At 49.5% G+C, this 21,524-nt stretch carries 22 protein-coding genes; 18 read left to right on the top strand and 4 right to left on the bottom strand.

All coding sequences use genetic code 11. The features are described 5' to 3' along the window. Positions 1-105 precede the first annotated feature (105 nt). A complete protein-coding gene (locus tag H6G46_RS04555) occupies positions 106-2,352 on the top strand; it encodes an ATP-binding protein (protein WP_010873534.1) in 2,247 nt (748 codons plus the stop codon). Between the two features lie 14 nt (positions 2,353-2,366). After that, positions 2,367-2,810 carry a response regulator gene (locus H6G46_RS04550; RefSeq protein WP_010873535.1) on the top strand — a complete coding sequence of 148 codons (444 nt, stop codon included), beginning with the start codon at positions 2,367-2,369 and terminating at the stop codon, positions 2,808-2,810. 189 nt (positions 2,811-2,999) lie between these two features. Here H6G46_RS04550 and uvrB read toward each other — a convergent pair whose 3' ends face one another. Beyond that, positions 3,000-5,009, bottom strand: coding sequence for an excinuclease ABC subunit UvrB (gene uvrB / locus H6G46_RS04545; protein WP_010873536.1), 2,010 nt, complete (start codon positions 5,007-5,009; stop codon positions 3,000-3,002). A gap of 191 nt (positions 5,010-5,200) precedes the next feature. Here uvrB and H6G46_RS04540 point away from each other — a divergent pair, with 191 nt between their 5' ends. Continuing rightward, complete coding sequence (locus H6G46_RS04540) at positions 5,201-5,611, top strand: hypothetical protein (protein ID WP_010873537.1); 411 nt, start codon at positions 5,201-5,203, stop codon at positions 5,609-5,611. A gap of 163 nt (positions 5,612-5,774) precedes the next feature. Here the strand turns inward: H6G46_RS04540 and H6G46_RS04535 are convergent, their stop codons facing one another. After that, positions 5,775-5,894: a photosystem II reaction center X protein gene (locus tag H6G46_RS04535; protein ID WP_010873538.1), complete on the bottom strand. Its 120-nt coding sequence runs from the start codon at positions 5,892-5,894 to the stop codon at positions 5,775-5,777. 116 nt (positions 5,895-6,010) lie between these two features. Between H6G46_RS04535 and purN the strand changes: the two genes are divergently transcribed. From purN to H6G46_RS04475, 13 genes are all read left to right on the top strand, one after another. Continuing rightward, entirely contained in the window at positions 6,011-6,664 is a 654-nt protein-coding gene (gene purN / locus H6G46_RS04530) for a phosphoribosylglycinamide formyltransferase (RefSeq protein ID WP_010873539.1), read from the top strand. Next, on the top strand, positions 6,661-7,383 hold the full coding sequence (locus tag H6G46_RS04525; protein WP_010873540.1) for a PD-(D/E)XK nuclease family protein: 723 nt from the start codon (positions 6,661-6,663) through the stop codon (positions 7,381-7,383). Before purN ends, H6G46_RS04525 begins: the two co-directional genes overlap by 4 nt. Positions 7,384-7,393: 10 nt before the next feature. Beyond that, positions 7,394-8,893 carry an AAA family ATPase gene (locus H6G46_RS04520; RefSeq protein WP_010873541.1) on the top strand — a complete coding sequence of 500 codons (1,500 nt, stop codon included), beginning with the start codon at positions 7,394-7,396 and terminating at the stop codon, positions 8,891-8,893. A gap of 24 nt (positions 8,894-8,917) precedes the next feature. Next, complete coding sequence (locus H6G46_RS04515) at positions 8,918-9,676, top strand: class I SAM-dependent methyltransferase (RefSeq protein ID WP_010873542.1); 759 nt, start codon at positions 8,918-8,920, stop codon at positions 9,674-9,676. A 102-nt stretch (positions 9,677-9,778) separates the two neighbouring features. After that, positions 9,779-10,183 carry a CAAD domain-containing protein gene (locus H6G46_RS04510; RefSeq protein WP_020862135.1) on the top strand — a complete coding sequence of 135 codons (405 nt, stop codon included), beginning with the start codon at positions 9,779-9,781 and terminating at the stop codon, positions 10,181-10,183. Positions 10,184-10,360: 177 nt separating this feature from the next. Continuing rightward, on the top strand, positions 10,361-12,388 hold the full coding sequence (locus H6G46_RS04505) for a DICT sensory domain-containing protein (RefSeq protein ID WP_010873544.1): 2,028 nt from the start codon (positions 10,361-10,363) through the stop codon (positions 12,386-12,388). 76 nt (positions 12,389-12,464) lie between these two features. Then, positions 12,465-12,956 (top strand): PAS domain-containing protein, encoded by a 492-nt coding sequence (locus H6G46_RS04500; protein ID WP_010873545.1) that lies wholly within the window; start codon positions 12,465-12,467, stop codon positions 12,954-12,956. A gap of 135 nt (positions 12,957-13,091) precedes the next feature. Continuing rightward, complete coding sequence (murJ, locus tag H6G46_RS04495; protein ID WP_010873546.1) at positions 13,092-14,693, top strand: murein biosynthesis integral membrane protein MurJ; 1,602 nt, start codon at positions 13,092-13,094, stop codon at positions 14,691-14,693. Beyond that, positions 14,669-14,806 (top strand): hypothetical protein, encoded by a 138-nt coding sequence (locus H6G46_RS18315; RefSeq protein WP_190595399.1) that lies wholly within the window; start codon positions 14,669-14,671, stop codon positions 14,804-14,806. The genes murJ and H6G46_RS18315 overlap by 25 nt, the downstream gene beginning before the upstream one ends. A gap of 13 nt (positions 14,807-14,819) precedes the next feature. Further along, on the top strand, positions 14,820-15,275 hold the full coding sequence (locus H6G46_RS18415; RefSeq protein ID WP_010873547.1) for a hypothetical protein: 456 nt from the start codon (positions 14,820-14,822) through the stop codon (positions 15,273-15,275). Beyond that, positions 15,262-15,696 (top strand): gamma-glutamylcyclotransferase, encoded by a 435-nt coding sequence (locus H6G46_RS04485; RefSeq protein ID WP_010873548.1) that lies wholly within the window; start codon positions 15,262-15,264, stop codon positions 15,694-15,696. The genes H6G46_RS18415 and H6G46_RS04485 overlap by 14 nt, the downstream gene beginning before the upstream one ends. A 17-nt stretch (positions 15,697-15,713) precedes the next feature. Beyond that, positions 15,714-17,201, top strand: coding sequence for a 2-succinylbenzoate--CoA ligase (locus H6G46_RS04480; RefSeq protein ID WP_231848038.1), 1,488 nt, complete (start codon positions 15,714-15,716; stop codon positions 17,199-17,201). A gap of 187 nt (positions 17,202-17,388) precedes the next feature. Next, the gene (locus H6G46_RS04475) at positions 17,389-17,775 is read left to right on the top strand and encodes a phosphomannose isomerase type II C-terminal cupin domain (RefSeq protein ID WP_010873550.1); all 387 of its coding nucleotides are present in this window, start codon (positions 17,389-17,391) and stop codon (positions 17,773-17,775) included. On the opposite strand, the gene H6G46_RS04470 is transcribed toward H6G46_RS04475, so the two are convergent. Both H6G46_RS04470 and H6G46_RS04465 read right to left on the bottom strand, forming a co-directional pair. Further along, positions 17,772-18,773: an NAD(P)-dependent oxidoreductase gene (locus tag H6G46_RS04470; RefSeq protein WP_010873551.1), complete on the bottom strand. Its 1,002-nt coding sequence runs from the start codon at positions 18,771-18,773 to the stop codon at positions 17,772-17,774. The genes H6G46_RS04475 and H6G46_RS04470 overlap by 4 nt on opposite strands. A 93-nt stretch (positions 18,774-18,866) precedes the next feature. Beyond that, entirely contained in the window at positions 18,867-20,168 is a 1,302-nt protein-coding gene (locus H6G46_RS04465; RefSeq protein ID WP_010873552.1) for a homoserine dehydrogenase, read from the bottom strand. A gap of 127 nt (positions 20,169-20,295) precedes the next feature. On the opposite strand from H6G46_RS04465, the gene H6G46_RS04460 reads away from it, so the two are divergent. Continuing rightward, positions 20,296-21,036 (top strand): 4'-phosphopantetheinyl transferase superfamily protein, encoded by a 741-nt coding sequence (locus tag H6G46_RS04460; protein ID WP_010873553.1) that lies wholly within the window; start codon positions 20,296-20,298, stop codon positions 21,034-21,036. A gap of 40 nt (positions 21,037-21,076) precedes the next feature. Beyond that, positions 21,077-21,406, top strand: a complete 330-nt coding sequence (locus tag H6G46_RS04455; RefSeq protein ID WP_010873554.1) for a hypothetical protein — start codon at positions 21,077-21,079, stop codon at positions 21,404-21,406. Positions 21,407-21,524 lie beyond the last annotated feature (118 nt).

Here is a 21,524-nt window from a genome sequence, read left to right as displayed (position 1 = left end):
TTGTTGGCCAGTCCGCCATTATTGCTAACCAGTTTAAAGCCAAATTTGCGGCCTCGGTCGTGATTGGTATCAGCCTCTCCCCATAGACAGTTAAGGGAAAAACCCATGGCCACCACCGTACAACTCAGCGACCAATCCCTCCGTCAGCTAGAAACCCTCGCCATCCACACCGCCCACCTGATTCAGCCCCACGGTTTAGTGGTGGTCCTGCAGGAACCAGACCTCACCATCAGCCAAATTAGCGCCAACTGCACCGGCATTTTAGGGCGATCGCCAGAGGATTTGTTGGGCAGAACCCTAGGGGAAGTGTTTGATAGCTTTCAGATTGATCCCATCCAGAGTCGCCTAACGGCCGGACAAATCAGCAGCCTCAACCCCAGTAAACTTTGGGCGCGGGTCATGGGGGACGACTTTGTCATTTTTGACGGGGTTTTTCATCGCAACAGTGACGGTTTATTGGTATGTGAACTAGAGCCAGCCTACACTTCCGATAATCTGCCCTTCCTCGGTTTTTATCACATGGCCAACGCTGCCCTGAATCGGTTGCGCCAACAAGCTAATCTACGGGATTTCTACGATGTTATTGTCGAAGAAGTCCGCCGTATGACTGGCTTTGACCGGGTGATGCTATACCGCTTTGATGAAAATAACCACGGTGATGTCATTGCCGAAGATAAACGGGATGATATGGAACCCTATTTGGGCCTGCACTATCCCGAATCGGATATTCCCCAACCCGCCCGTCGGCTATTTATCCACAACCCCATTCGAGTAATTCCCGATGTTTATGGTGTGGCGGTGCCCCTGACCCCAGCGGTTAACCCCAGCACCAACCGAGCGGTGGATTTAACAGAATCCATTCTGCGCAGTGCGTACCATTGCCACTTGACCTATCTGAAAAATATGGGGGTAGGAGCGTCTTTAACCATTTCCCTAATTAAGGACGGCCATCTCTGGGGGCTCATTGCCTGCCACCATCAAACCCCCAAAGTAATTCCCTTTGAACTGCGTAAAGCCTGCGAATTTTTTGGTCGGGTGGTGTTTAGCAACATTTCCGCCCAGGAAGATACGGAAACCTTCGATTACCGGGTGCAGTTGGCGGAGCATGAAGCGGTTTTATTGGACAAAATGACCACGGCGGCGGATTTTGTCGAAGGATTAACTAATCATCCCGATCGCCTGTTGGGATTAACGGGCTCCCAGGGGGCGGCCATTTGCTTTGGGGAAAAATTGATTTTAGTAGGGGAAACCCCGGACGAGAAAGCAGTGCAATATTTACTGCAATGGTTGGAGAATCGGGAAGTGCAAGACGTTTTCTTCACCTCTTCCCTCTCACAAATTTATCCTGATGCAGTGAATTTTAAATCCGTGGCCAGTGGCTTATTGGCCATTCCCATTGCCCGTCACAACTTTTTGCTCTGGTTTCGCCCTGAAGTGTTGCAAACGGTTAATTGGGGCGGTGACCCAAATCATGCTTACGAAGCTACCCAGGAAGACGGTAAAATCGAGCTCCATCCCCGCCAATCCTTTGACCTCTGGAAAGAAATTGTCCGACTCCAATCTTTGCCCTGGCAATCGGTGGAAATCCAAAGTGCCCTGGCCCTGAAAAAGGCGATCGTCAACCTCATTTTGCGCCAGGCAGAAGAATTGGCCCAGTTAGCCCGCAACTTGGAACGCTCCAACGCTGATTTAAAGAAATTTGCCTACATTGCTTCCCATGATTTACAGGAACCGCTCAACCAAGTGAGCAATTATGTACAACTGCTAGAAATGCGCTACAGCGAAGCTCTAGACGAAGATGCCAAAGACTTCATCGATTTTGCTGTGACAGGGGTTTCCCTGATGCAGACTTTGATTGATGATATTTTGACCTACGCCAAGGTAGATACCCAGTATGCCCAACTAACTTTCACCGATGTGCAAGAAGTGGTGGACAAAGCTCTGGCTAACCTGAAGCAACGGATTGAAGAAAGTGGAGCAGAAATTGAAGTGGGTTCCATGCCCGCAGTAATGGCGGATCAAATTCAGCTCATGCAGGTATTCCAGAACCTGATCGCCAATGGCATCAAGTTTGCCGGGGACAAGTCACCCAAAATTAAAATCTGGGGCGATCGCCAGGAGGATGCCTGGGTGTTTGCGGTCCAAGACAACGGCATTGGCATTGACCCCCAATTCTTCGAGCGGATTTTTGTCATTTTCCAACGACTCCACACCAGGGATGAATATAAAGGCACCGGCATGGGGCTAGCCATTTGCAAAAAAATCATCGAAGGCCACCAAGGGCAAATTTGGCTAGAGTCCAACCCAGGGGAGGGCTCCACATTCTACTTCTCCATCCCCATTGGCAACTAAAAAGGTATTGAACCATGTCCGACGAATCTAATCCCCCCAAGGTCATTTTGCTGGTGGAAGATAGCAAAGCCGACAGCCGCCTTGTCCAGGAGGTGTTGAAAACCAGCACCATCGACCACGAACTGATCATTCTCCGGGATGGTTTGGCGGCCATGGCCTTTTTACAGCAACAGGGAGAATACGAAAATTCCCCTCGCCCCAACCTAATTTTGCTGGATTTAAATCTTCCTAAAAAGGATGGCCGGGAAGTGTTGGCGGAAATCAAACAAAACCCGGACCTAAAAAGAATTCCCGTGGTAGTGTTAACCACTTCCCACAATGAGGATGATGTGATTGCCAGTTACGAACTCCACGTTAATTGTTATTTAACCAAATCCCGCAATTTGAAGGATTTATTCAAGATGGTGCAAGGGATTGAATCCTTTTGGCTAGAAACAGTCACTTTACCGGCAGCTTAATTGGCATCCTCCGAATGGCTAACCCAGCCATTGTCCACCAGATTGTCGTTGTTTGGGCGGATAGGAATCTCCTTGCTTTTGGGATGATGATGATATTAAAGCCCCTGAAGTAGGTTCCAAAAAAGCCAACCATTTTGGCGATCGCCGTTTCCAAACCATTGATGCCGTAAAGCGTTTGGCGCGGCCAATTTACTTTTTGTGGCCCAAAAGCCGATCACGCAAATGTTGAATGCGGTCTCGGTAGATGGCAGCTACTTCAAATTCCTGTTTTTTGGCCGCTTCTTGCATTTTTTCCTCCAATTGTTGAATTAAATCGGGGATTTTTTCTAGGGGTAAATCCTGGGCTTGTTCATATACTTCCTCCAACTGTTGACTGTTTAAACGACGGGAAATATCAAGAAATTGCAAAATGGCATTGTTAGCCCGTTTATTAATCGGTTGAGGGGTAATACCGTGCTTTTCGTTATATTCTTGTTGGATTTTCCGCCTCCTTTCCGTTTCGGCGATTGCCTTTTGCATACTGTCGGTGAAATTATCAGCATATAAAATCGCCTGTCCCCGAATATGACGGGCGGCCCGGCCAATGGTTTGAATTAAAGAACGCTCTGCCCGCAAAAAGCCTTCTTTATCTGCATCCATAATAGCTACTAGGGAAACTTCCGGTAAATCTAACCCTTCCCGCAATAAATTTACCCCAATTAACACATCAAATTCCCCGTCTCGTAAAGCTTGTAAAATCTCAATACGTTGAATAGATTGAATCTCGGAATGGAGATATTGAACCTTGATGCCCCGTTCAGAAAAATAATCGGTTAAATCCTCCGCCATCCGTTTAGTTAAAGTTGTGATTAATACCCGTTCTTTCAGCTTTACCCTGGTTTGAATTTCCCCGTATAAATCATCCACCTGGCCGGTGGTGGGACGGACAAAAATTTCCGGATCAAGAACTCCAGTGGGGCGAATTACCTGCTCAATTACCCTTGCTTCCGATTGCTCTATTTCCCAAACTCCCGGAGTGGCAGAAACAAACACACACTGTTTAACTTTTTGCCAAAATTCTTCTGCTTTTAGGGGGCGATTATCCGCCGCACTGGGCAGACGAAAGCCATGGTCAATTAAAACTTTTTTTCTGGCCTGGTCGCCATTATACATACCCCGCAATTGGGGAATAGTCACATGGGATTCATCAATTACTAATAACCAATCTTCGGGAAAATAATCCACTAAACATTCCGGTGGTTCCCCCGCCTGGCGATCGGCTAGATAGCGGGAATAATTTTCTACTCCGTTGCAATAGCCCACTTCTCGGAGCATTTCCAAGTCATAACGGGTGCGTTGACTTAATCTTTGAGCTTCTACCAACAGATTATTTTTTTCTAAAAAAGCTACCTGTTGTTCCATTTCCGTTTGAATTTGCTGACAGGCTTTTTCTAGGGTTTCTTCTGGGGTGACAAAGTGACGGGCGGGATAAATGCTGATTCTGTCTAAACTTTGCAAAATTTCGCCGCTGACCGGATCAATTAACCGTAGAGCTTCCACTTCGTCACCAAAAAATTCGATGCGAATCACCCGATCTTCATAGGCCGGCACAATTTCCAACACATCTCCTTTGAGGCGAAATCGTCCCCGTTGTAATTCCACATCGTTGCGGCTATATTGCACATTGACCAAATCCCGAATTACTAGGCGGGGATCATATTCGGCACCCACTTGCAGAGGAACGGCCGCTTTGAGATATTGGCTGGGAATACCCAAACCGTAAATGCAACTGATGGAAGCTACCACAATTACATCCCGTCGTTCAAACAGAGAACGGGTGGCGGAGTGACGCAACATATCAATCTCATCGTTGATAGAAGCCGTTTTTTCGATATAGGTATCGGTGACGGGAATATAGGCTTCTGGCTGGTAATAGTCGTAATAACTAATGAAGTATTCAACCGCGTTTTCGGGAAAAAATTGCCGCAATTCATTACATAATTGGGCCGCCAAGGTTTTATTGTGGGCTAATACCAATGTTGGTCGTCCCAACTCCGCAATAACCGAAGCCATGGTGAAGGTTTTCCCCGTTCCCGTTGCCCCCAGCAGGGTTTGAAACTTGTGCTCTCCCTGCAAAGACTCGATCAAACTGGCGATCGCCGTGGGTTGATCTCCGGTAGGACGAAAGGGCGCATGGAGGGAAAAGAGGTCAGAAGTCATGGCGGCAAAGGAGCTATAGTCTGGGATAATAGGGCTGATTAAAGATAACTATCGTGGCTGGCCATTCAGCGGTGTATCTTTGAAGACAAGCAGAGTAATGCTAACAAAACACGGTGGGTGGCCTGTCTGTCTCGCACAGTGCTTTATTGTTGATCAATTAATCGAATATTTATATTAAGGAGATAAACAGCATGACTGAGGAACAGCAGGGGCCCAACACCACCCCCAACGAAGAAACCGCCAGCAAAACCACTGCCGCTAACCGGAGCCGTCGTCCTAGAGCCGGTTCCAGCAAAGATGAGTCCGCCTTGGTGAAGCCCAAGCATATCGGTGGTCTTGATCTACTGCCTACCCCCAAGGGCATGCCCACTAATCGACCGATTGAAGCCAGCAAGATCCATGTGGTAAGTACTTATGGTTCTATGGGAGCCACCAGACCAGTGGGGGCCAGCACCATGGAAGTGAGCAGTACCATGACCGTTTCCGGTAATCGCCCCATTGCCCTGAGCCATCTCCACATCAGCGAAATCACCGCTGGCAATCGTCCCGTAGCTTCCAACGAGATTGATGATCCCAACACCCTGATGGGCTACCTGGATTAGTCTTGCGGTGGGAATTTTTGCTTTGTTCCCTTACCCTGAACTCCCATCTAGGCGATCGCCAGGGGCATAGTTAATCAAAACAGGTCTACTAAAAATGAGCCTCCAGCTTCGGAAACTATGGCCGACTGGAGGTTTTCACTATCTAAATTGTCCAGGGAAAAACCTAGGAACGGGTGATTTTGTCTTTTTGGCTGATGAAAATTAACCCGACGGTGGCGGGGATCAGCACAATGGCAGCCCCTAAAACCAGGCTCCAGAGAAAGTTTGCTAAAGAAGGGGTCATATCGCGTTAACCTCATTTTATAAAGACATCGCTCCCCATTCTATCGCCATCGGATGTCAAAGTTAGCCCGTTGAGGGCAGGATTGCTCCGGGGCCCAAGCCCCTAATTTTTAACCTATGTCGGCTATGTCAGATTTGTCGAATAACTTGAGTTTTATTTCCCCCCCCGTTGCTTTAGGGAATATTCCCCAACCCCGCTGTTTATCCCTTGGGATAATGGCATCCGGTAGTGGTAGTAATTTTGAGGCGATCGCCAAGGCCATTAAGGAGGGAAAGTTAAATGCAGTGGTGAAACTGGTGATTTACAACAACCCTAATGCTGGGGTTAGGAAACGGGCCATGGACCATGGGGTGCCCCACCGATTACTCAACCATCGGGACTACGACAGCCGGGAAGATTTGGATCAAGATATTGTTGAGCATTTTCGCCAAGCAGGGGTGGAATGGGTGATCATGGCCGGGTGGATGCGTATTGTCACTCCAGTACTATTAGATGCTTTTAGCCGTCGGGTGTTGAATATCCACCCCAGTTTATTGCCTAGTTTTCGAGGTGTGCGGGCTGTGGAACAGGCCTTGGCGGCGGGGGTGAAAGTGAGTGGTTGCACAGTCCATTATGCCGAAGCAACGGTGGATAGTGGCCCCATTGTGGCCCAGGCGGTAGTGCCCATTCTGGCTGATGATACGGGGGAGACTCTCCATCAACGCATTCAAGTCCAAGAACATCGCCTCTTTCCCCTGGCGATCGCCCTTGCCGCCCAGCAAAGCCCATGACTGCCCCCTATTTTTCCCTCAGCCAAGGTCACCTGCAACTGTTGAGTGTTTGTCCGCCCCAATTTCAACGGCGTTATTGGGAACAGTTGGGCGGTTTACTAGAACCCCAGCGCCAGGTCAAAACGGAATGGGGCCAAAATTTTCACCAACTGGTTCAACAATGGACTTTGGGTTTGCCCTTGGAAACTTTAGCAGCCCAGAGCCTTGACCCCCAGGACGTTAGCCTACTGGATTCCCTAAAAAATTTAATTGCCACAGTGCCGGCGCTCCACCTCCCCCCCGGCCAAAGGCAGGCTGAACATCAACGCACCCTAGCCAGGGATGATGTTTTATTGACAGTAGTCTATGACCTGTTGGTGCTCACCCCGGAGCAGGGGGAAATTTTTGATTGGAAAACCTATCCCCAGCCGGCCAAACCGGAAAAACTCCACCACCATTGGCAGACTAAGCTTTACCTGTACGTGTTGGCAGAAACTAGTTCCTATTCCCCCGAACAGTTATCCATGACCTATTGGTTTGTGCAGTCACCGGAAAAAATTCAGCACTATACCATTACTTACAACGAAGCTCAGCACCGGGCCACTGAAAGGGAGTTAACCGATTTGCTCCAGCAATTTCGTCAAGGATTAGCCGCTTGGCATCGACACCGTACCCCCCTGGCCCACCGACATAATTGTAACCGTTGTCCCTACCACGACCAGTTTTTTCCACCAGACTAGTTATTTGCCCATGACTTTTAGTGAAGAATTTGAATTACTATTGCGGGCCTGTTATCCCCTGCTCTACATTCCCACCCAGGAAGAAGAACGACTGGAAATGGCGATCGCCAGCAGTGCCCAGAGGTTGGGCAATCGCTCAGTTTACTATTGGGATTTTGTAGAAGGGTACCAGGGCAACCCCAACGGAGCCAATGTGGGCCGCCGCAATCCCCTCCAAGCCTTGGAATTTATCGAAAAATTACCCGCCAGTAGTAATGGCATTTTTGTCCTGCGGGATTTTAATCGTTTTCTAGACGACGTTTCCATTTCCCGAAAACTACGCAACCTTGCTCGCCGTCTCAAGGCCGAAGCTAAAAATCTTGTCATTGTCGCACCCCAAATCTACATCCCCAATGAGTTGGCCGAAATCATTACGGTGATGGATTTTCCTCTGCCCAGTAGTGCCGAAATTCAAGGAGAAATTGAACGGTTGTTGACGGGTTTGGGACAAAAAGTAGAGTCTTCCCTGCGAGATGAGTGGAGTCGCGCAGCCCAAGGTTTATCCATGGAAAGAATTCGGCGGGTGTTGGCCCGTTGCCTAGCAGACCATGGCCAGTTGGGGGCAGACGATGTGGAATTGATGCTAGAAGAAAAACGTCAATCCATCCGCCAAACCCAAATTCTTGATTTTTATCCCGCCAGTGAACGCATCAGCGACATTGGAGGCCTAGATAATCTCAAGGACTGGTTGCTCCGGCGGGGAGGAGCCTTTAGTGAGCAAGCCCGTCGTTACGGTTTACCTTATCCCCGGGGTTTACTACTGGCCGGCATCCAAGGCACTGGCAAATCCCTCACCGCTAAGGCGATCGCCCACCATTGGCATTTACCGTTGTTAAGGTTGGATGTGGGCCGATTATTTGGCGGTTTGGTAGGAGAATCGGAAGCCCGCACCAGGCAGATGATCAACCTCGCGGAAGCGTTAGCCCCCTGTGTGTTTTGGATTGACGAAATTGATAAAGCCTTTGGGAGCATGGACAGTCACGGGGATGGGGGCACCACCAGCAGAGTGTTTGGGGCTTTCATTACCTGGTTGGCGGAAAAAACTTCCCCCGTCTTTGTGGTGGCCACCGCTAACAATGTCCAGAGTCTGCCGCCGGAACTGTTGCGGAAAGGTCGCTTTGACGAAATTTTCTTTGTGGGACTGCCCAATAAAACAGAAAGGGAGGCCATTTTTTCTGTGCATCTTAACCGTTTGCGACCCCATAAAATGGCTGATTACGATATCCACCGCCTGGCCTACGAAACCCCAGACTTTTCCGGAGCAGAAATTGAGCAAATTTTGGTGGAAGCGATGCACATTGGCTTTAGCCAGAATCGGGAATTTACCACCGATGACATTCTTTCCGCCGCGAGCCAAGTGGTGCCCTTAGCTCGCACCGCCAAAGAACAAATCCAATTTTTGCAGGAGTGGGCCGCCGCTGGTAAAGCCCGTTTAGCCTCCAGGGACAGCGGTTTTCCCGCCATTAGTTAACCATTCATCCCGTTATTACTTGCCATGGCCAGTTCCCCCAGACCCACTGAACAAACCAAACAATTTTTTCAGCAATGGCAAACCTATCAGCAGTTGGTTGACCACAATTACATGGCCCATCGGCAAATTCACCAGGCGGTGGGGGCTTTGATTCAACAACAGTTCGATCGCCCGTTTGATTTTTTGGACCTTGGCTGTGGGGATGCCCAGGCGATCGCCAAAACTTTGACGGGGAGTAAAATCAATTCCTATACAGGGGTAGATTTATCCCCCAATGCCCTGGCCCTAGCCCAGAAAAATTTGGACCCTTTTCGACAGGTGGAGCTAAGGGAAACGGATTTTTTGACCTATCTGGGTGAAGCCAACCAAACCGCCCCAGCCAGCTTTGATCTGATTCACGTCGGTTTTTCTTTGCACCATCTGCTCCCAGAAGAAAAGGAACAATTTTTTGCCCATTGCTTTTCTCTGCTGCGCCCTGGGGGATGCCTAGTTATCTACGACGTTTTTCGTCAGCCCGAGCAAAATCGACAGCAGTATATTGAAGCCTATTTAGCTAAGGCCGAAAGTCAATGGACTGCCCTTGCCCCCGACCAACTCCAGGCGATCGCTGCCCATATAAAGGAGTGCGATTTCCCCGAATTGGTGGCTACCATGGCAGAAATTGGCCAAAAAGTAGGATTTATACCACCCCAAGTCCTCTTTACTGAGCCTAGGGGTTTCCACCACTGCTTTGCCTTTGCCATTAGTCAAAGTGGAAAAGCCCTGGCCCAAGACGGGGTGTAAAAAGCAATTTTCCGATAATATGGGCAGAAGCTAAACAGTGCCCCAATATGGGAAGCTGTGGGCCGTAAACATTCAATCCGAATAATAAAGGACTGGTTGAAGATGGAAGAACAAAAGACAGCAACTGCCGGGATTAAAACCGATGTAGGACCAATCACTACTCCCAATCCCCAAAAGTCCCCAATCACCGACCAGGCTTGGCAGGAATGGCTACAACCGGTGTGGGAAGTGCTGGGTAAAATTCCTCAAATGACCGGGGAGTTTTTCGAGGACAACAAGCAACCCCTCATTTCCCTGGGCATAATCCTGTTGGGCATTATCAGCGTCAAAATCTTGATTGCTGTGCTCGATGCCATTAATGATATTCCTTTATTGGCACCAACTTTACAGTTGATCGGCATGGGCTACACCGCTTGGTTTATCTGGCGTTACCTTTGGAAAGCTGAAAAGCGCCAAGAGTTGGCTTCCGAATTTGGTGCACTAAAGGAGCAAATTTTTGGCGGTTAGTGTCTCCAGACCGCCCCAGCCTCTTTTTCCTGCGCCTATCCTCCGGGTTTGATGTTCGGGGGATTTTTTCTGGCCCATGACCAACCGTCCCGTCCCATCGGTGTGGGATAGTTCTCCCTTCATTGGTATTCTAGGAGTTAGTTTTTCGCCATTCTTCCTCCCCTTTTTTCAGGAGCGATGAGCAACTCCCCGTCTGTTCTTACAGAGCTATTGCAGGCTTTACCCAATCTGCGGGCCCAAACCTACTTCAAGTCTTCCCTCACGGCCTTGTCCCACGCCATGGAAGACCAGGTACTAGCGGAAAGTACAGCGGGCAATCCCCTGATCATTGCGGCTTTTCAGCGGGAGAGATTTTATCGTCAAGAAGCCCACCGTTATCGACGTATTGCCGATAAGAGCAGTCAGGTTTACGTGCTCTCCGCTCCGGAGACGGAATTTAAACACAACTCCGGCATTTACGAAACCATTGCCTTTACTCCTGAAGACAGCCTCGCCCAGGAATGGCATTTGATTGTCATTGGCGATCGTTATGCCAGTTGTCTAATTTGTCGAGAACGACCGACCCAGGATAAATGGGATAGTAACCGCCGTTTTGAAGGTGTTTGGACCTTTGATCGCCAGGTGAGTCGAGTTGCAGCCCAACTATTGCTACAACGGATTTTAGCCTACCGTCCAGAGTTACAAGCCAAAATCGAGGAGGCGACCCAAACCTGGCTCCAGCCTTCCTGCACTGTTCCCCCCCGGGGCATTGACGATAACCCTGATCCCTTTGTACAACGGTTAATCACCTATCTCCAAGCTGGACAGTATAAGTTAATCAAAGCCAATCGTAATTTGCAGGACAAAGAAGAGCGGGAGAGACTGCTTAACTCCATCACAGGGGCGGTGCGACGTTCCCTTGATCCCGAGGAAATTATGCAGGTGGCGGTGGAAAAACTAGGCCAAGGTTTGGGCATTTGCCGTTGTGTGATTTACCGCTGTAGTGCTGATGATACAGTGGCGACCATTAACCATGAATTCCTCGGTAGCGGTGTTGGTTCCATCAAGGGTTATCCCTGGCCCCTCAAAGATAATCCCCTTTTTCAGGAGGTGGTGGTCCTCAAGGAGGCGATCGCCATCGACAACATCGACCGAGATCCAAGGTTAGGGGAACCGGAGCCTTCTACGGGGGAAGTGAAAACCCTGGTGAAGAGTTGTGCCATTCTGTCCTGGATGTTAGTGCCAATTTTTTATCGGGAAAGGTTGCTGGGCATGATGGAATTTCACCACTGTGGTCCTGCCCCCACGGAGTGGGAGGACGATGCCCTTACCCTAGTGGAAGGGGTGGCCACCCAAATTGGGGTAGCACTGATCCAAGCAGAATCCTATGCCAACCTACAGGAATTGAATGAGCAATTAGCTGCCCTAGACCGCACTCGGTCTAACCTGGTGGCCATTACAGGGCATGAACTACGCACCCCCCTTTCCACTATCCAAGTGTGTTTGGAAAGCCTGGCCACGGAGCCGGATATGCCCCAGGAATTGAGACAGGTAATGTTGAACACTGCCCTGGAAGATGCGGAGAGGATGCGCAAACTGGTGCAGGACTTTCTCACGCTATCTCAACTGGAAAGTGGACGAGTGGAATGGAACGCAGAGCCAATTTCCCTAGAAGAATGTGTGGAGCTTTCCTTGAGCCATATCCGAGCCCACAATCGGGGCCAGGAAGTACCTGTCATTGTCAATCAGGTGAATGGCGAAACTCCCATGGTGGAGGCGGACGGGGAATGGTTAGTGGAATTGTTGACCAAGCTTTTGGATAACGCCATCAAGTTTACCCCCACCAATGGTAGGATTTCCATCGCTGTCGATCGCCCGAATCCGTCCCAATTGGAAGTCACCATCACCGATACAGGGCGAGGTATTGAGCCTAACCGCTTGGAAACCGTGTTTGACCGTTTTTACCAAGAAGAAGGAGCTTTACGCCGCAGTCGGGGGGGCACTGGCATTGGCCTGGCCATCTGTCGCCAAATTGTTAGCGGTTGGGGAGGGGAAATCTGGGCCGCTTCCGATGGCAAAAACCATGGCACCCAGTTCCATTTCACCGTTCCTATTGTTATGCCGGAAAATCCAAATCTTGGCGTGGAAGAAGTTGCCCCGAAAAAGCGTAAAGCAACCTCCCCCCGCATTGCATCCCGGAGCAAAAAGAAACAGAAGTTTTCCTGATTTATCCTAAAAAATAGCCCTTACCTTTACCGAATATCTGCCATCCCCCGACGATGGCACCAGTTTTAGTCCCCGTATGGAGTTTAAAAATTTTTTCGATGCTCTGCCCCTTGGTGTTTTCGTTGTCGATGCCCAGGGACGACCAGTCTATGCCAACCTCGCCGCCATTGAGCTCCTAGGCAAAGGCCTCTGGCCCGAAGCGGCGATCGACCGGTTAAACGATATTTACCAAGCCTATCAAATCGGCACAAATCAACTTTATCCCCTCACAGAACAACCTTTGCTTAGGGCTCTCCAGGGAGAATCCCATCAGGTGGATGACATGGAAATCCGCCAGGGGGGACAAATTATTCCCTTGGAGGTGACGGGAACTCCCATTTTTGATCAGCAGGGCCAACTGCAATACGCCATGGTGGTGTTAAGGGATCTACGCGATCGCCAACGGAGAAATGAACGGCAGATTGCTTTGCAACAGGATTTACTGCGGCGTAACCAGGGGCTGGTGCAAGAAAATGCCACTCTGAAGCGTAAATTAGCGATGTTGGAGGCTCGATTGGAAGCCAGTTAAAACCAATGCAGTTGCAAGCCTGACAACCCAAGCCGAGCTTATGGAGTCCTTGCTATCCCCTTTGATTGGGGAAACATTAGGCCGTGCCACCGTTCTTCCTAGATAATGGCCCCTTGATCTATTGGAATCTAGCCTGTGTCTCCGTCTGGTAAATCGTCCCGTTCCTTAGCTAATATCGCTGGCATTGTGGCGATCGCCACCTTGATCAGTAAGGTTTTTGGTTTATTGCGTGAACAAATCATCGCCGCCGCCTTTGGGGTGGGGACGGTGGTGACGGCCTACGCCTATGCCTACGTGATTCCGGGTTTTCTCTTTATACTTCTTGGGGGCATTAATGGCCCATTCCACAGTGCCTTGGTTAGTGTACTGTCCAAACGAGATCGGGAAGAGGCGGCACCCTTGGTGGAAACCGTTACCACCCTGGTCAGTGGGGTGTTGCTTGGGGTAACCATCATTTTGGTACTGGGGGCGGGCATATTCATTGACCTGCTGGCGCCGGGGTTAGAACCGGAAACCAGACGCATGGCGGTGCAACAGTTACAAATCATGGCTCCCATGGCCCTACTTTCGGGGTTAATTGGCATTGGCTTTGGGACTTTAAATGCGGCAGATCAGTACCTATTGCCCAGTATTAGCCCTTTGCTTTCCAGTATTACCGTCATTCTGGGTTTAGGGGTCGCAGTCTGGCAATTGGGACAGCAACTAAACACAGAACCCTATTGGCTATTGGGTTCTCTCCTATTAGCAGGGGGAACCACCGCTGGAGCCGTGTTGCAATGGTTGGCTCAGATTGTGCCCCAGGCCAAAGCGGGTATGGGTAAATTGCGGCTGAGGTTTAATTTTGCCCTGCCGGGAGTAAAGGAAGTTTTGCAGGTGATGATTCCGGCCACCCTGTCTTCAGGGATGTTGTATATCAACTTTGCCACCAACCTGTTTTTTGCTTCCTTTATTCCCAATGCGGCGGCCGCCATGCGTTATGGCAATTTTGTCGCCCTCACTCCCCTGGGCATTATTTCCAATATGATTTTGGTGCCCTTTTTGCCGGTATTTTCCCGCTTAGCCGATCCCCAGGATTGGCCAGAATTAAAACTCCGTATCCGCCAGGGCATCATGTTAAGCGCCCTGACCATGTTTCCCCTCACAGCTATTTTGGTGGGGTTAGCCATTCCCATTGTCCAGGTTATCTATGAGCGGGGGGCTTTTGATGCAGAGGCGGCGGCAGAGGTGGCTCCAGTGTTGGCAGCCTACGGTTTAGGCATGTTTTTCTACCTTGGTCGAGATGTTTTGGTGCGGGTATTTTATGCTCTGGGCGATGGGAACAGTCCTTTCAAAGTAAGCCTATTTAATATTTTTCTGAATGGTTTATTGGATTACCTCTTCTATAAGCCCTTTGGCACCGTGGGTATTGTCATGGCAACGGTGGGGGTAAATCTTTTTTCCATGACTATTTTTATTTGGATGCTGAACCGTCGCCTAGCCGGTCTAAGTTTGGGGGGCTGGGCCATGGACCTGGGTAAACTGGTGGGTGTTACGGCGATCGCCAGTGTGGCTGGCTGGCAGGGGAGTGTGCTGTGGCAGAGACTTTGGGGGGTGAATAGCCTGGTGGAGAATATCCTGGAAGTGCTCACCATGTCCAGCATTATCCTAGTAGTGTTCACTGTGGGAGTGGCCTTGGCTAAAGTACCGGAGGTGGATTTACTAGGCGATCGCCTGTGGAAAAAATTCAAAAGGGTTTAGGCAGCAAAGAAATTTTCCCAAGGGCAATGAAAGAGTTAGGTTTTTTAGATGTTCCAGCACAGATCAATATTGTTACTATCAACCTCTCGGTCAGTACTATCTGCTTGAAGTAGCTAGAATGATGCCATGGCAACCTTCTTGGCCCTATTACCCCGCTCCCTAACCACATTTCTGTATGCTGTAGCGGCATTATTGAGGTTTTATGGCAACATCGACACCACCCCCTTCCAACTCATCCCCTTTACCATCCTCGAATGGAGTTTCTGGGCGTTCACTTTGGGCACAGCGTCTTTGGTGGTTAGTCTCGGCCTTGAGTGGAACGCTGGAAATCGAAGCCGATATCAAGCGGCTCAAGCAAGAGAACGAGAAACTCGACGAGATGATCTTGCAAACGAGGAACGAGAAAAAGCAGATCGAGAAAGAAACAGAGCAGATCAAGAAAGACAACGAGCGGCTGGCCGAGCTAGAATCCAAAATCGATTCTTCATTTCGCAAATACGGCATCAACTTACCCCTAACCCAGATACCAGATCAGCCCTGACGGATTTTCTCAGCTTTCTCCAAGAGTATGGCGAGCCCTAATTTATTGCCCGTGGATATGAAGATTAAGGTTTTTGTTTATGGCACCCTCATGCCGGGGGAATGTAATCACCAAGCCTACTGCCACCGTCAGATTGAGCCCCCTACCCTGGGCTATGTGCTCGGCCAAATCTACCATCTGCAATATTTTGGTTATCCAGCTCTGGCGATCGGAGAGGACCGGGTTTGGGGCTATTGCCTCACCTTTCCCCCTGGGTTTTCCCTAGAACACCTGGATAGTTTGGAAGATTATCAACCAGGGCGATCGCCCCAGGAGAATGTTTATGACCGTTGCTGGGCTGAGATATTTGATCCCCAGGATCAGGTAATGACAGAAGCGTGGCTTTACCGTATGGACTCTCGCAAAATTGAGCAGTATGGGGGAATTTACCTGCCCCATGGCCGTTGGTCTGGAAAGCTATAATTCACGGCCTGATGTCTATGCAATTCATGGAAACTGGTATGCCGGACCTACTGAATTCCCCCCAGGCGATCGCCTCAGCCTTGGAATTTTCTTTAAAAAATGGCTTGGGAATTTTAGGGCAAGAATTACCCCTTGATTGGCAAATATGGGAAGAAGAATACGAGCAAAGTTTGACAGGAATTGAATCTCCCCAGATTTTGTTAGCGGAGACAAATGTGGGCAAATTTTGGGCAGCGGTGGTGGCTTTTTTGCGGGTCGGCCGGGGGACGTTATTCATTGCTAATCATCAATGGCAACAAAGGGAATGGCAACAAGTGGCCCAATTTTTGCAACCCGATCGCCTCTGGGGATCATTAATGTGGCAACAGCAGTGGTTAAAGCTCACCGATAGTAATTCAGAATTAACTTCCGTTCACCACAAAACTAACACTCCGAAAAACCAACTAGAAGGGAAAAGCCCAGAACTATTAATTGGTTTTCCCACCGGCGGTTCTTCAGGCACAATCCGTTTTGCCCTCCACAGTCCCCAGACTTTGACCATGGCAGTGGACGGTTTAAAGCAGTTCCTTGGCCCCCTGTTACCTAGGAATGGCCAAATTAATAGTTTTTGTCTGCTTCCCCTGTACCATGTGGGGGGCTTTATGCAATGGTGGCGATCGGCCTTAACTGGAGGGAATTTTAGCCCTCTGGATTACAGCTTAGTGAAACAATCTGCCCCTCCTTTTCCCCCCGATTATGTCACCTCTTTAGTGCCCACCCAGTTGGAGTATTTGCTCGATCGCCATGGTGCCTGGTTAAAAAATTTCCGGCTAATTTTTTTAGGGGGAGCTCCGGCCTGGCCCGCACTCTTGGCCAAAGCAAAAACGGCAAGCCTTAACCTAGCGCCCACCTATGGCATGACGGAAACTGCGGCCCAAATTGCCACCCTTACCCCGGCAGAATTTCTGGCCGGCCAAACGGGTGTCGGAAAGTTGTTGCCCCATGTTCAATTGACCATTACCAACTCCAAAGATGAAATGGTTGCCCCCGGCACAGTGGGCCTTATCAACATCCAATCCCGTGCTTTATTCAAAGGTTATGTCCCCCAGAATGAAAACTCCAGCCGGGAAATTTTCACCACCGGGGATTTAGGTTATTGCCACAACGGTTATCTTCATATCACCGGTCGTCGGGGTCGGCGTCTCATCAGCGGCGGAGAAAATATTGATCCAGAGGACATAGAAGCTCTCTTGCTCGATCGCCATTTAGTCCAAGATGTGGTCATCGTCGGAGTTGGCGATCGCCATTGGGGAGAAATGTTAGTAGCAGTCTATGTACCTAACCCGGGTCCGGGGAATGATGTTTCCACCCTGAGCCAGTGTGTCAAAGCTCAGTTAAGTAAACCGAAATGTCCGAAGCATTGGTTGCCCGTTTCGACCCTACGGCGATCGCCCTTGGGCAAATTAAACTACCAATTTTGGCAAACTTGGGCTACGGAGCAACTAGGGGTCGAAGAGGAGGAGTAACAGCAATAACCTGTGAGTATGGTTTATTTACCGACTTTGCCTAGGATTCAAGTAAGTCGGGGTAAACAAATTTTTGACGTTGATTGGTGCTGTCCCCATAGGAACCTAAACCCTAACTAAGCCGTTGTGTTAGCCTGGGTTAGAAAAAATTGTCGATGCGGTTAATTGTTGTTGAGGAAAAAGATTAATGATTGCCACTCCCCTTGCCCAAGCTGCCACCACCCCCAGTCATTTACCCACGGAAACCAGACCTTGGGGTTCTTTTACCACCCTGGAGGAGGGCAACGGTTACAAAATCAAACGCATCGAGGTCAACCCCGGCCATCGTCTCAGCCTACAAATGCACCATCATCGCAGTGAGCATTGGATTGTAGTCTCCGGCACCGCCCGCATCGTTTGTGGAGATAAAGAAGAACTTTTGGAACCAAATCAGTCCACCTATGTGCCCCAATGCACTGCCCATCGTCTGGAAAACCCTGGGGTAATTAAATTAGTTTTAATTGAAGTGCAGAATGGGGAATATCTGGGGGAAGACGATATTATCCGTTTTCAGGATGACTACGCCCGCGGCTAATTACGACCAGTGGATTTTGGGCTAGCGGCCATCAATTCGGCAATGGTTTGGCAATGGGCCGGTAAGCCTAACTGGGCTGGAGCAACGGGGTTGGGATAGGTGAAATGGCGATAATCCAGGCAAAACCTATCCCAGTCCGCCATTTGAATGCGGAACAGCTTGATGAAAATATTGGCCAAGGTAAGAGAGAGGGGAATTTGAAAGTAGATTTTCTGGCGATGATACTGGCAAACCTGACGGATACCTTCCGTGGCGGTGAGGGGAGCATTACCTAGCACCACATCAATTCGTTTCTGGGGGGGATTGTCAACGTAATAGGCCACCACCCGAGCTATATCCCTACCGTGGATGAAGTGGAAGCTTCCATCGGCCCGGAACCAACGGATCAGGGGTAACCAACGCAAAATTTCCCCCAATCCGCCGGAAAGATGGGAATAGGGTTTACTGGGTTCGCCGCCAAAGACCAGGGTGGGATAAACCACTGTGATTTTGTTAGCCATGGCTTCGGCAATGGGGGTGACTTCCGGTGGAGAATCATGGTGGGATTCCAACGCCTGATGACAGAGATATTTGGTGCGGATATAGTCAGTGCCCAAACTTCCTGCTTCTGGTAGTGGTTGCCCTTGGCGGTCCAAAATGCTGGCGGTGGAAAAATAAATTACCTGTTCGCACCGTTCTGGGTTGAGTAAATTAATCAAAGTCAGGGTTTTGACCACGTTAATGTTGTAGGTCTCCTGGCGATCTCCCCAACTGGTGGCAATGAGAATGGCGCAGTCCATGGTTTGCAGCAAGTCTGCGTGGGCTTCAATGGTGCCCATGTCACCGGGGATTAAATGAATATTACTCCTCAGCTTGGGATCAAATTGGAGTTTATCGGGATTTCTCACCAGTAGGAATAGCTCATGGTCTGTGCCTTGGATTAATTCATCCGCTAAATAGTGGCCAATGCAACCACTGATCCCGGTGATAAAAATGCGTTTTAAACTAGCCATGCCCATACACTCCCCAGAAATAAATTAATTTTGCTCACCCTAACCAAAAAAGGCGATCGCCAAATCCTTGCCATTATTGTTTTGCAATCAACATTGGCTTTAGGACAGCACCCGGATCACACTAGGAATTTCCTTCACTGCTTCTAGTTGGCTAATTTCCTCCAGGGCGGCCCGGTAATCCCCTTCCCGCACATCATGGGTAACGACGACAATTTCTGCACAGCCATCGGTGAAGCCAATTTGCACTAGGGATTCTAAGCTAACCCCGTGGTTGCCAAAACCCATGCCTAAATGGCCAATTACCCCCGGCACGTCAGCACAGAGGAAGCGGCAATAAAAACGGGTAACTAGATCTTCAATGGGGGAAACCTGGCAGTAGTGTTGGTGGGTGCAACTGAGCAGGGGATCAAGGGCAGGATTTTCGTCACTGCTGGTAATAATGCCAACAATGTTAATTACATCGGATACCACCGCACTGGCAGTGGGGCCAGCTCCCGCTCCCCGACCGTAGAACATTACTTGCCCCAGGGGATCTCCAGTCACCAACACACCGTTGTAAACTCCATTAACGCTGGCGAGGGGATGATCCTTGGCGATTAAAGTGGGATGTACCCGCAGTTGCAATGCTTCTGAATCTTCCCCCGCATTACCATCGGCGATCGCCAGTAGTTTAATCACAAAGCCCAGGCGATCGGCGTAGGCAATATCCACCGCACTAACGGATCTAATGCCTTCACAGGCCACATCTTCCCGTTTAACCCGGCCGCCAAAACCGAGGGAAGCAAGGATGGCAATTTTGTCCGCCGCATCCAATCCATCCACATCGGCACTGGGATCCGCTTCGGCATAACCCAATTGTTGAGCGGCCGTTAATACCTCGTCAAAATCCGCCCCCTCACTGGTCATGCGGGAAAGAATATAGTTAGTGGTGCCATTGAGAATACCGACGATACTTTGGATGCGGTTGCCTCCCAGGGATTGCTTGAGGGGCTTAATGATGGGAATGCCGCCCCCCACCGCCGCTTCCAGGAGGACATAAACGCCGTGTTGATTGGCCGCTTCGTAAATTTCTGGGCCGTAACGGGCAATGACCGCTTTGTTGGCGGTGACAATGTGTTTTTTATGGGCGATCGCCTGGAGAATGAGGGATCTAGCGGGTTCCAATCCTCCCATCAACTCCACCACAATGGCAATGTCAGGATCGGTGACAATGGCTTCTAGGTCGGTGGTCAAAACCTCCGGCGGCAAATTTACTTGGCGGGGTTTATCCAAGGAACGCACCCCCACTGCTTTAACCTCAATGGCTTTGAGCAGGGGACTACGACCCTGCGGATCCTGCAAAATTTCCACTGTGCCACTGCCGACGGTACCTAGACCGAGTAAACCAATTTTAACTGTCACAATTTTCCTCCCGTTGCCTTTCCTTTCTTTAGGTTACTGGCGATCGGCTCCCCATTCTATCTGGACTTGGGCAGGGAAAAGAATACTGAAACTCTTTGATTGTTCAAAACGCTGTTTAAACTGACCTGTGCTCCCCCAGCCCCAAATTTGGCTTTGTCCCACCGATCGCCCCTTAATTCCGGGTTATCAAGCCCTATTAAGTTCCGAAGAAATGGCCCGGGGGGAACGCTACCAACGGCCCCAGGATAAGCAACGATTTTTGACTATGCGGTTAGCTTTACGCATACTCCTAGCCCGTCAGCTTGACTGTTTGCCCCAGCAATTACAGTTCACCTATGGCCCCCAAGGTAAGCCGGAGTTAGTGGACAGGGAGCGGAGATCGCCATGGTTTAACGTGGCCCATAGCGGGAATTATGGTTTGATTGGCTTAAGTACAGAGGGGGAAATTGGGGTTGATTTGCAAATTATGCTCCCTAAACCCCACTACTTAAAATTAGCAAAGCGTTTTTTTGCTCCCCAGGAAGTTCAGCAATTGGAAAGTTTAGAGGGGGAAAAAAGAACTAAACTGTTTTACCAACTTTGGACAGCGAAGGAAGCATTTTTAAAAGCTACAGGGAAGGGCATTAGCGGTGGCTTGAATCAAGTTATACCAGACGAAAATTTAGCTAAATATCAGTACTTACCGGATAGCGGAGATACAAACCATTGGCGATTATCTAGTCAACCTTTGTTAGCGGATCAAGGGAGCAACGATAATTATTGGATGGCGATCGCCTGGTGCACTAACGAGGTCAACCAAGTTGAGTCTAATTACTTACCCAATATTCAGCCATTCCAGTGGCCCCGTAACCTTGATTCATTGCCCTAGTTTCGTTACCTTGGGCCGACGGCCTTAATCCTGTGAAACCATGGAAAATCCCCTGCAAAAAGTGGAAGCGGCCATTAACCATCAAGTTAATGAAACGGTGCGCCAAACCAGCGACAAATTCTATGGCCAGCTAGAAAAAATTGTCCATAAAGAATTGACCAGCGATCATTTGGAAAGAATCATCGCTGATGCGGTGGCCCAAACCTTGCGAAAACTGGCTTGGCAGTACTGGTACTTGCTCATAGGGGCCGCCTGTGGGCTGTTGGTAATTCAGGCCTTACTGCTGAGAGTGGTACTTAAAGACACTAATTCCTGTGTGGAGTCTGCGCCGAGATCAGCATCACCATCCCTGAATGTTCCCCAGCGCTGAGAATCTGTTTGAAAAGTTTTATTTTGTCCCCTAAATCTCCTCATTAAATCTTCGACAATGCTGGGGCACTTTTATTTTTAACTTCCCCCCAAACTTGGGGGCCAGGGGGGCTTTTCAA

It is taken from the genome of Synechocystis sp. FACHB-908 (assembly GCF_014698595.1).
GTDB lineage: Bacteria > Cyanobacteriota > Cyanobacteriia > Cyanobacteriales > Microcystaceae > Synechocystis.
This window is presented reverse-complemented; position numbering and strand designations above follow the sequence as displayed.

Coding starts and splice junctions, on each gene's coding strand:
- purN (WP_010873539.1), top strand. CDS start 6,011: ATGTCGGCTATGTCAGATTTGTCGAATAACTTGAGTTTTATTTCCCCC.
- H6G46_RS04485 (WP_010873548.1), top strand. CDS start 15,262: ATGGCGAGCCCTAATTTATTGCCCGTGGATATGAAGATTAAGGTTTTT.
- uvrB (WP_010873536.1), bottom strand. CDS start 5,009: ATGACTTCTGACCTCTTTTCCCTCCATGCGCCCTTTCGTCCTACCGGA.
- H6G46_RS04550 (WP_010873535.1), top strand. CDS start 2,367: ATGTCCGACGAATCTAATCCCCCCAAGGTCATTTTGCTGGTGGAAGAT.
- H6G46_RS04540 (WP_010873537.1), top strand. CDS start 5,201: ATGACTGAGGAACAGCAGGGGCCCAACACCACCCCCAACGAAGAAACC.
- H6G46_RS04515 (WP_010873542.1), top strand. CDS start 8,918: ATGGCCAGTTCCCCCAGACCCACTGAACAAACCAAACAATTTTTTCAG.
- H6G46_RS04535 (WP_010873538.1), bottom strand. CDS start 5,894: ATGACCCCTTCTTTAGCAAACTTTCTCTGGAGCCTGGTTTTAGGGGCT.
- H6G46_RS04500 (WP_010873545.1), top strand. CDS start 12,465: ATGGAGTTTAAAAATTTTTTCGATGCTCTGCCCCTTGGTGTTTTCGTT.
- H6G46_RS04470 (WP_010873551.1), bottom strand. CDS start 18,773: ATGGGCATGGCTAGTTTAAAACGCATTTTTATCACCGGGATCAGTGGT.
- H6G46_RS04525 (WP_010873540.1), top strand. CDS start 6,661: ATGACTGCCCCCTATTTTTCCCTCAGCCAAGGTCACCTGCAACTGTTG.
- H6G46_RS04510 (WP_020862135.1), top strand. CDS start 9,779: ATGGAAGAACAAAAGACAGCAACTGCCGGGATTAAAACCGATGTAGGA.
- H6G46_RS18415 (WP_010873547.1), top strand. CDS start 14,820: ATGGCAACCTTCTTGGCCCTATTACCCCGCTCCCTAACCACATTTCTG.
- H6G46_RS04475 (WP_010873550.1), top strand. CDS start 17,389: ATGATTGCCACTCCCCTTGCCCAAGCTGCCACCACCCCCAGTCATTTA.
- H6G46_RS04480 (WP_231848038.1), top strand. CDS start 15,714: ATGCAATTCATGGAAACTGGTATGCCGGACCTACTGAATTCCCCCCAG.
- H6G46_RS04505 (WP_010873544.1), top strand. CDS start 10,361: ATGAGCAACTCCCCGTCTGTTCTTACAGAGCTATTGCAGGCTTTACCC.
- H6G46_RS04455 (WP_010873554.1), top strand. CDS start 21,077: ATGGAAAATCCCCTGCAAAAAGTGGAAGCGGCCATTAACCATCAAGTT.
- H6G46_RS04520 (WP_010873541.1), top strand. CDS start 7,394: ATGACTTTTAGTGAAGAATTTGAATTACTATTGCGGGCCTGTTATCCC.
- H6G46_RS04555 (WP_010873534.1), top strand. CDS start 106: ATGGCCACCACCGTACAACTCAGCGACCAATCCCTCCGTCAGCTAGAA.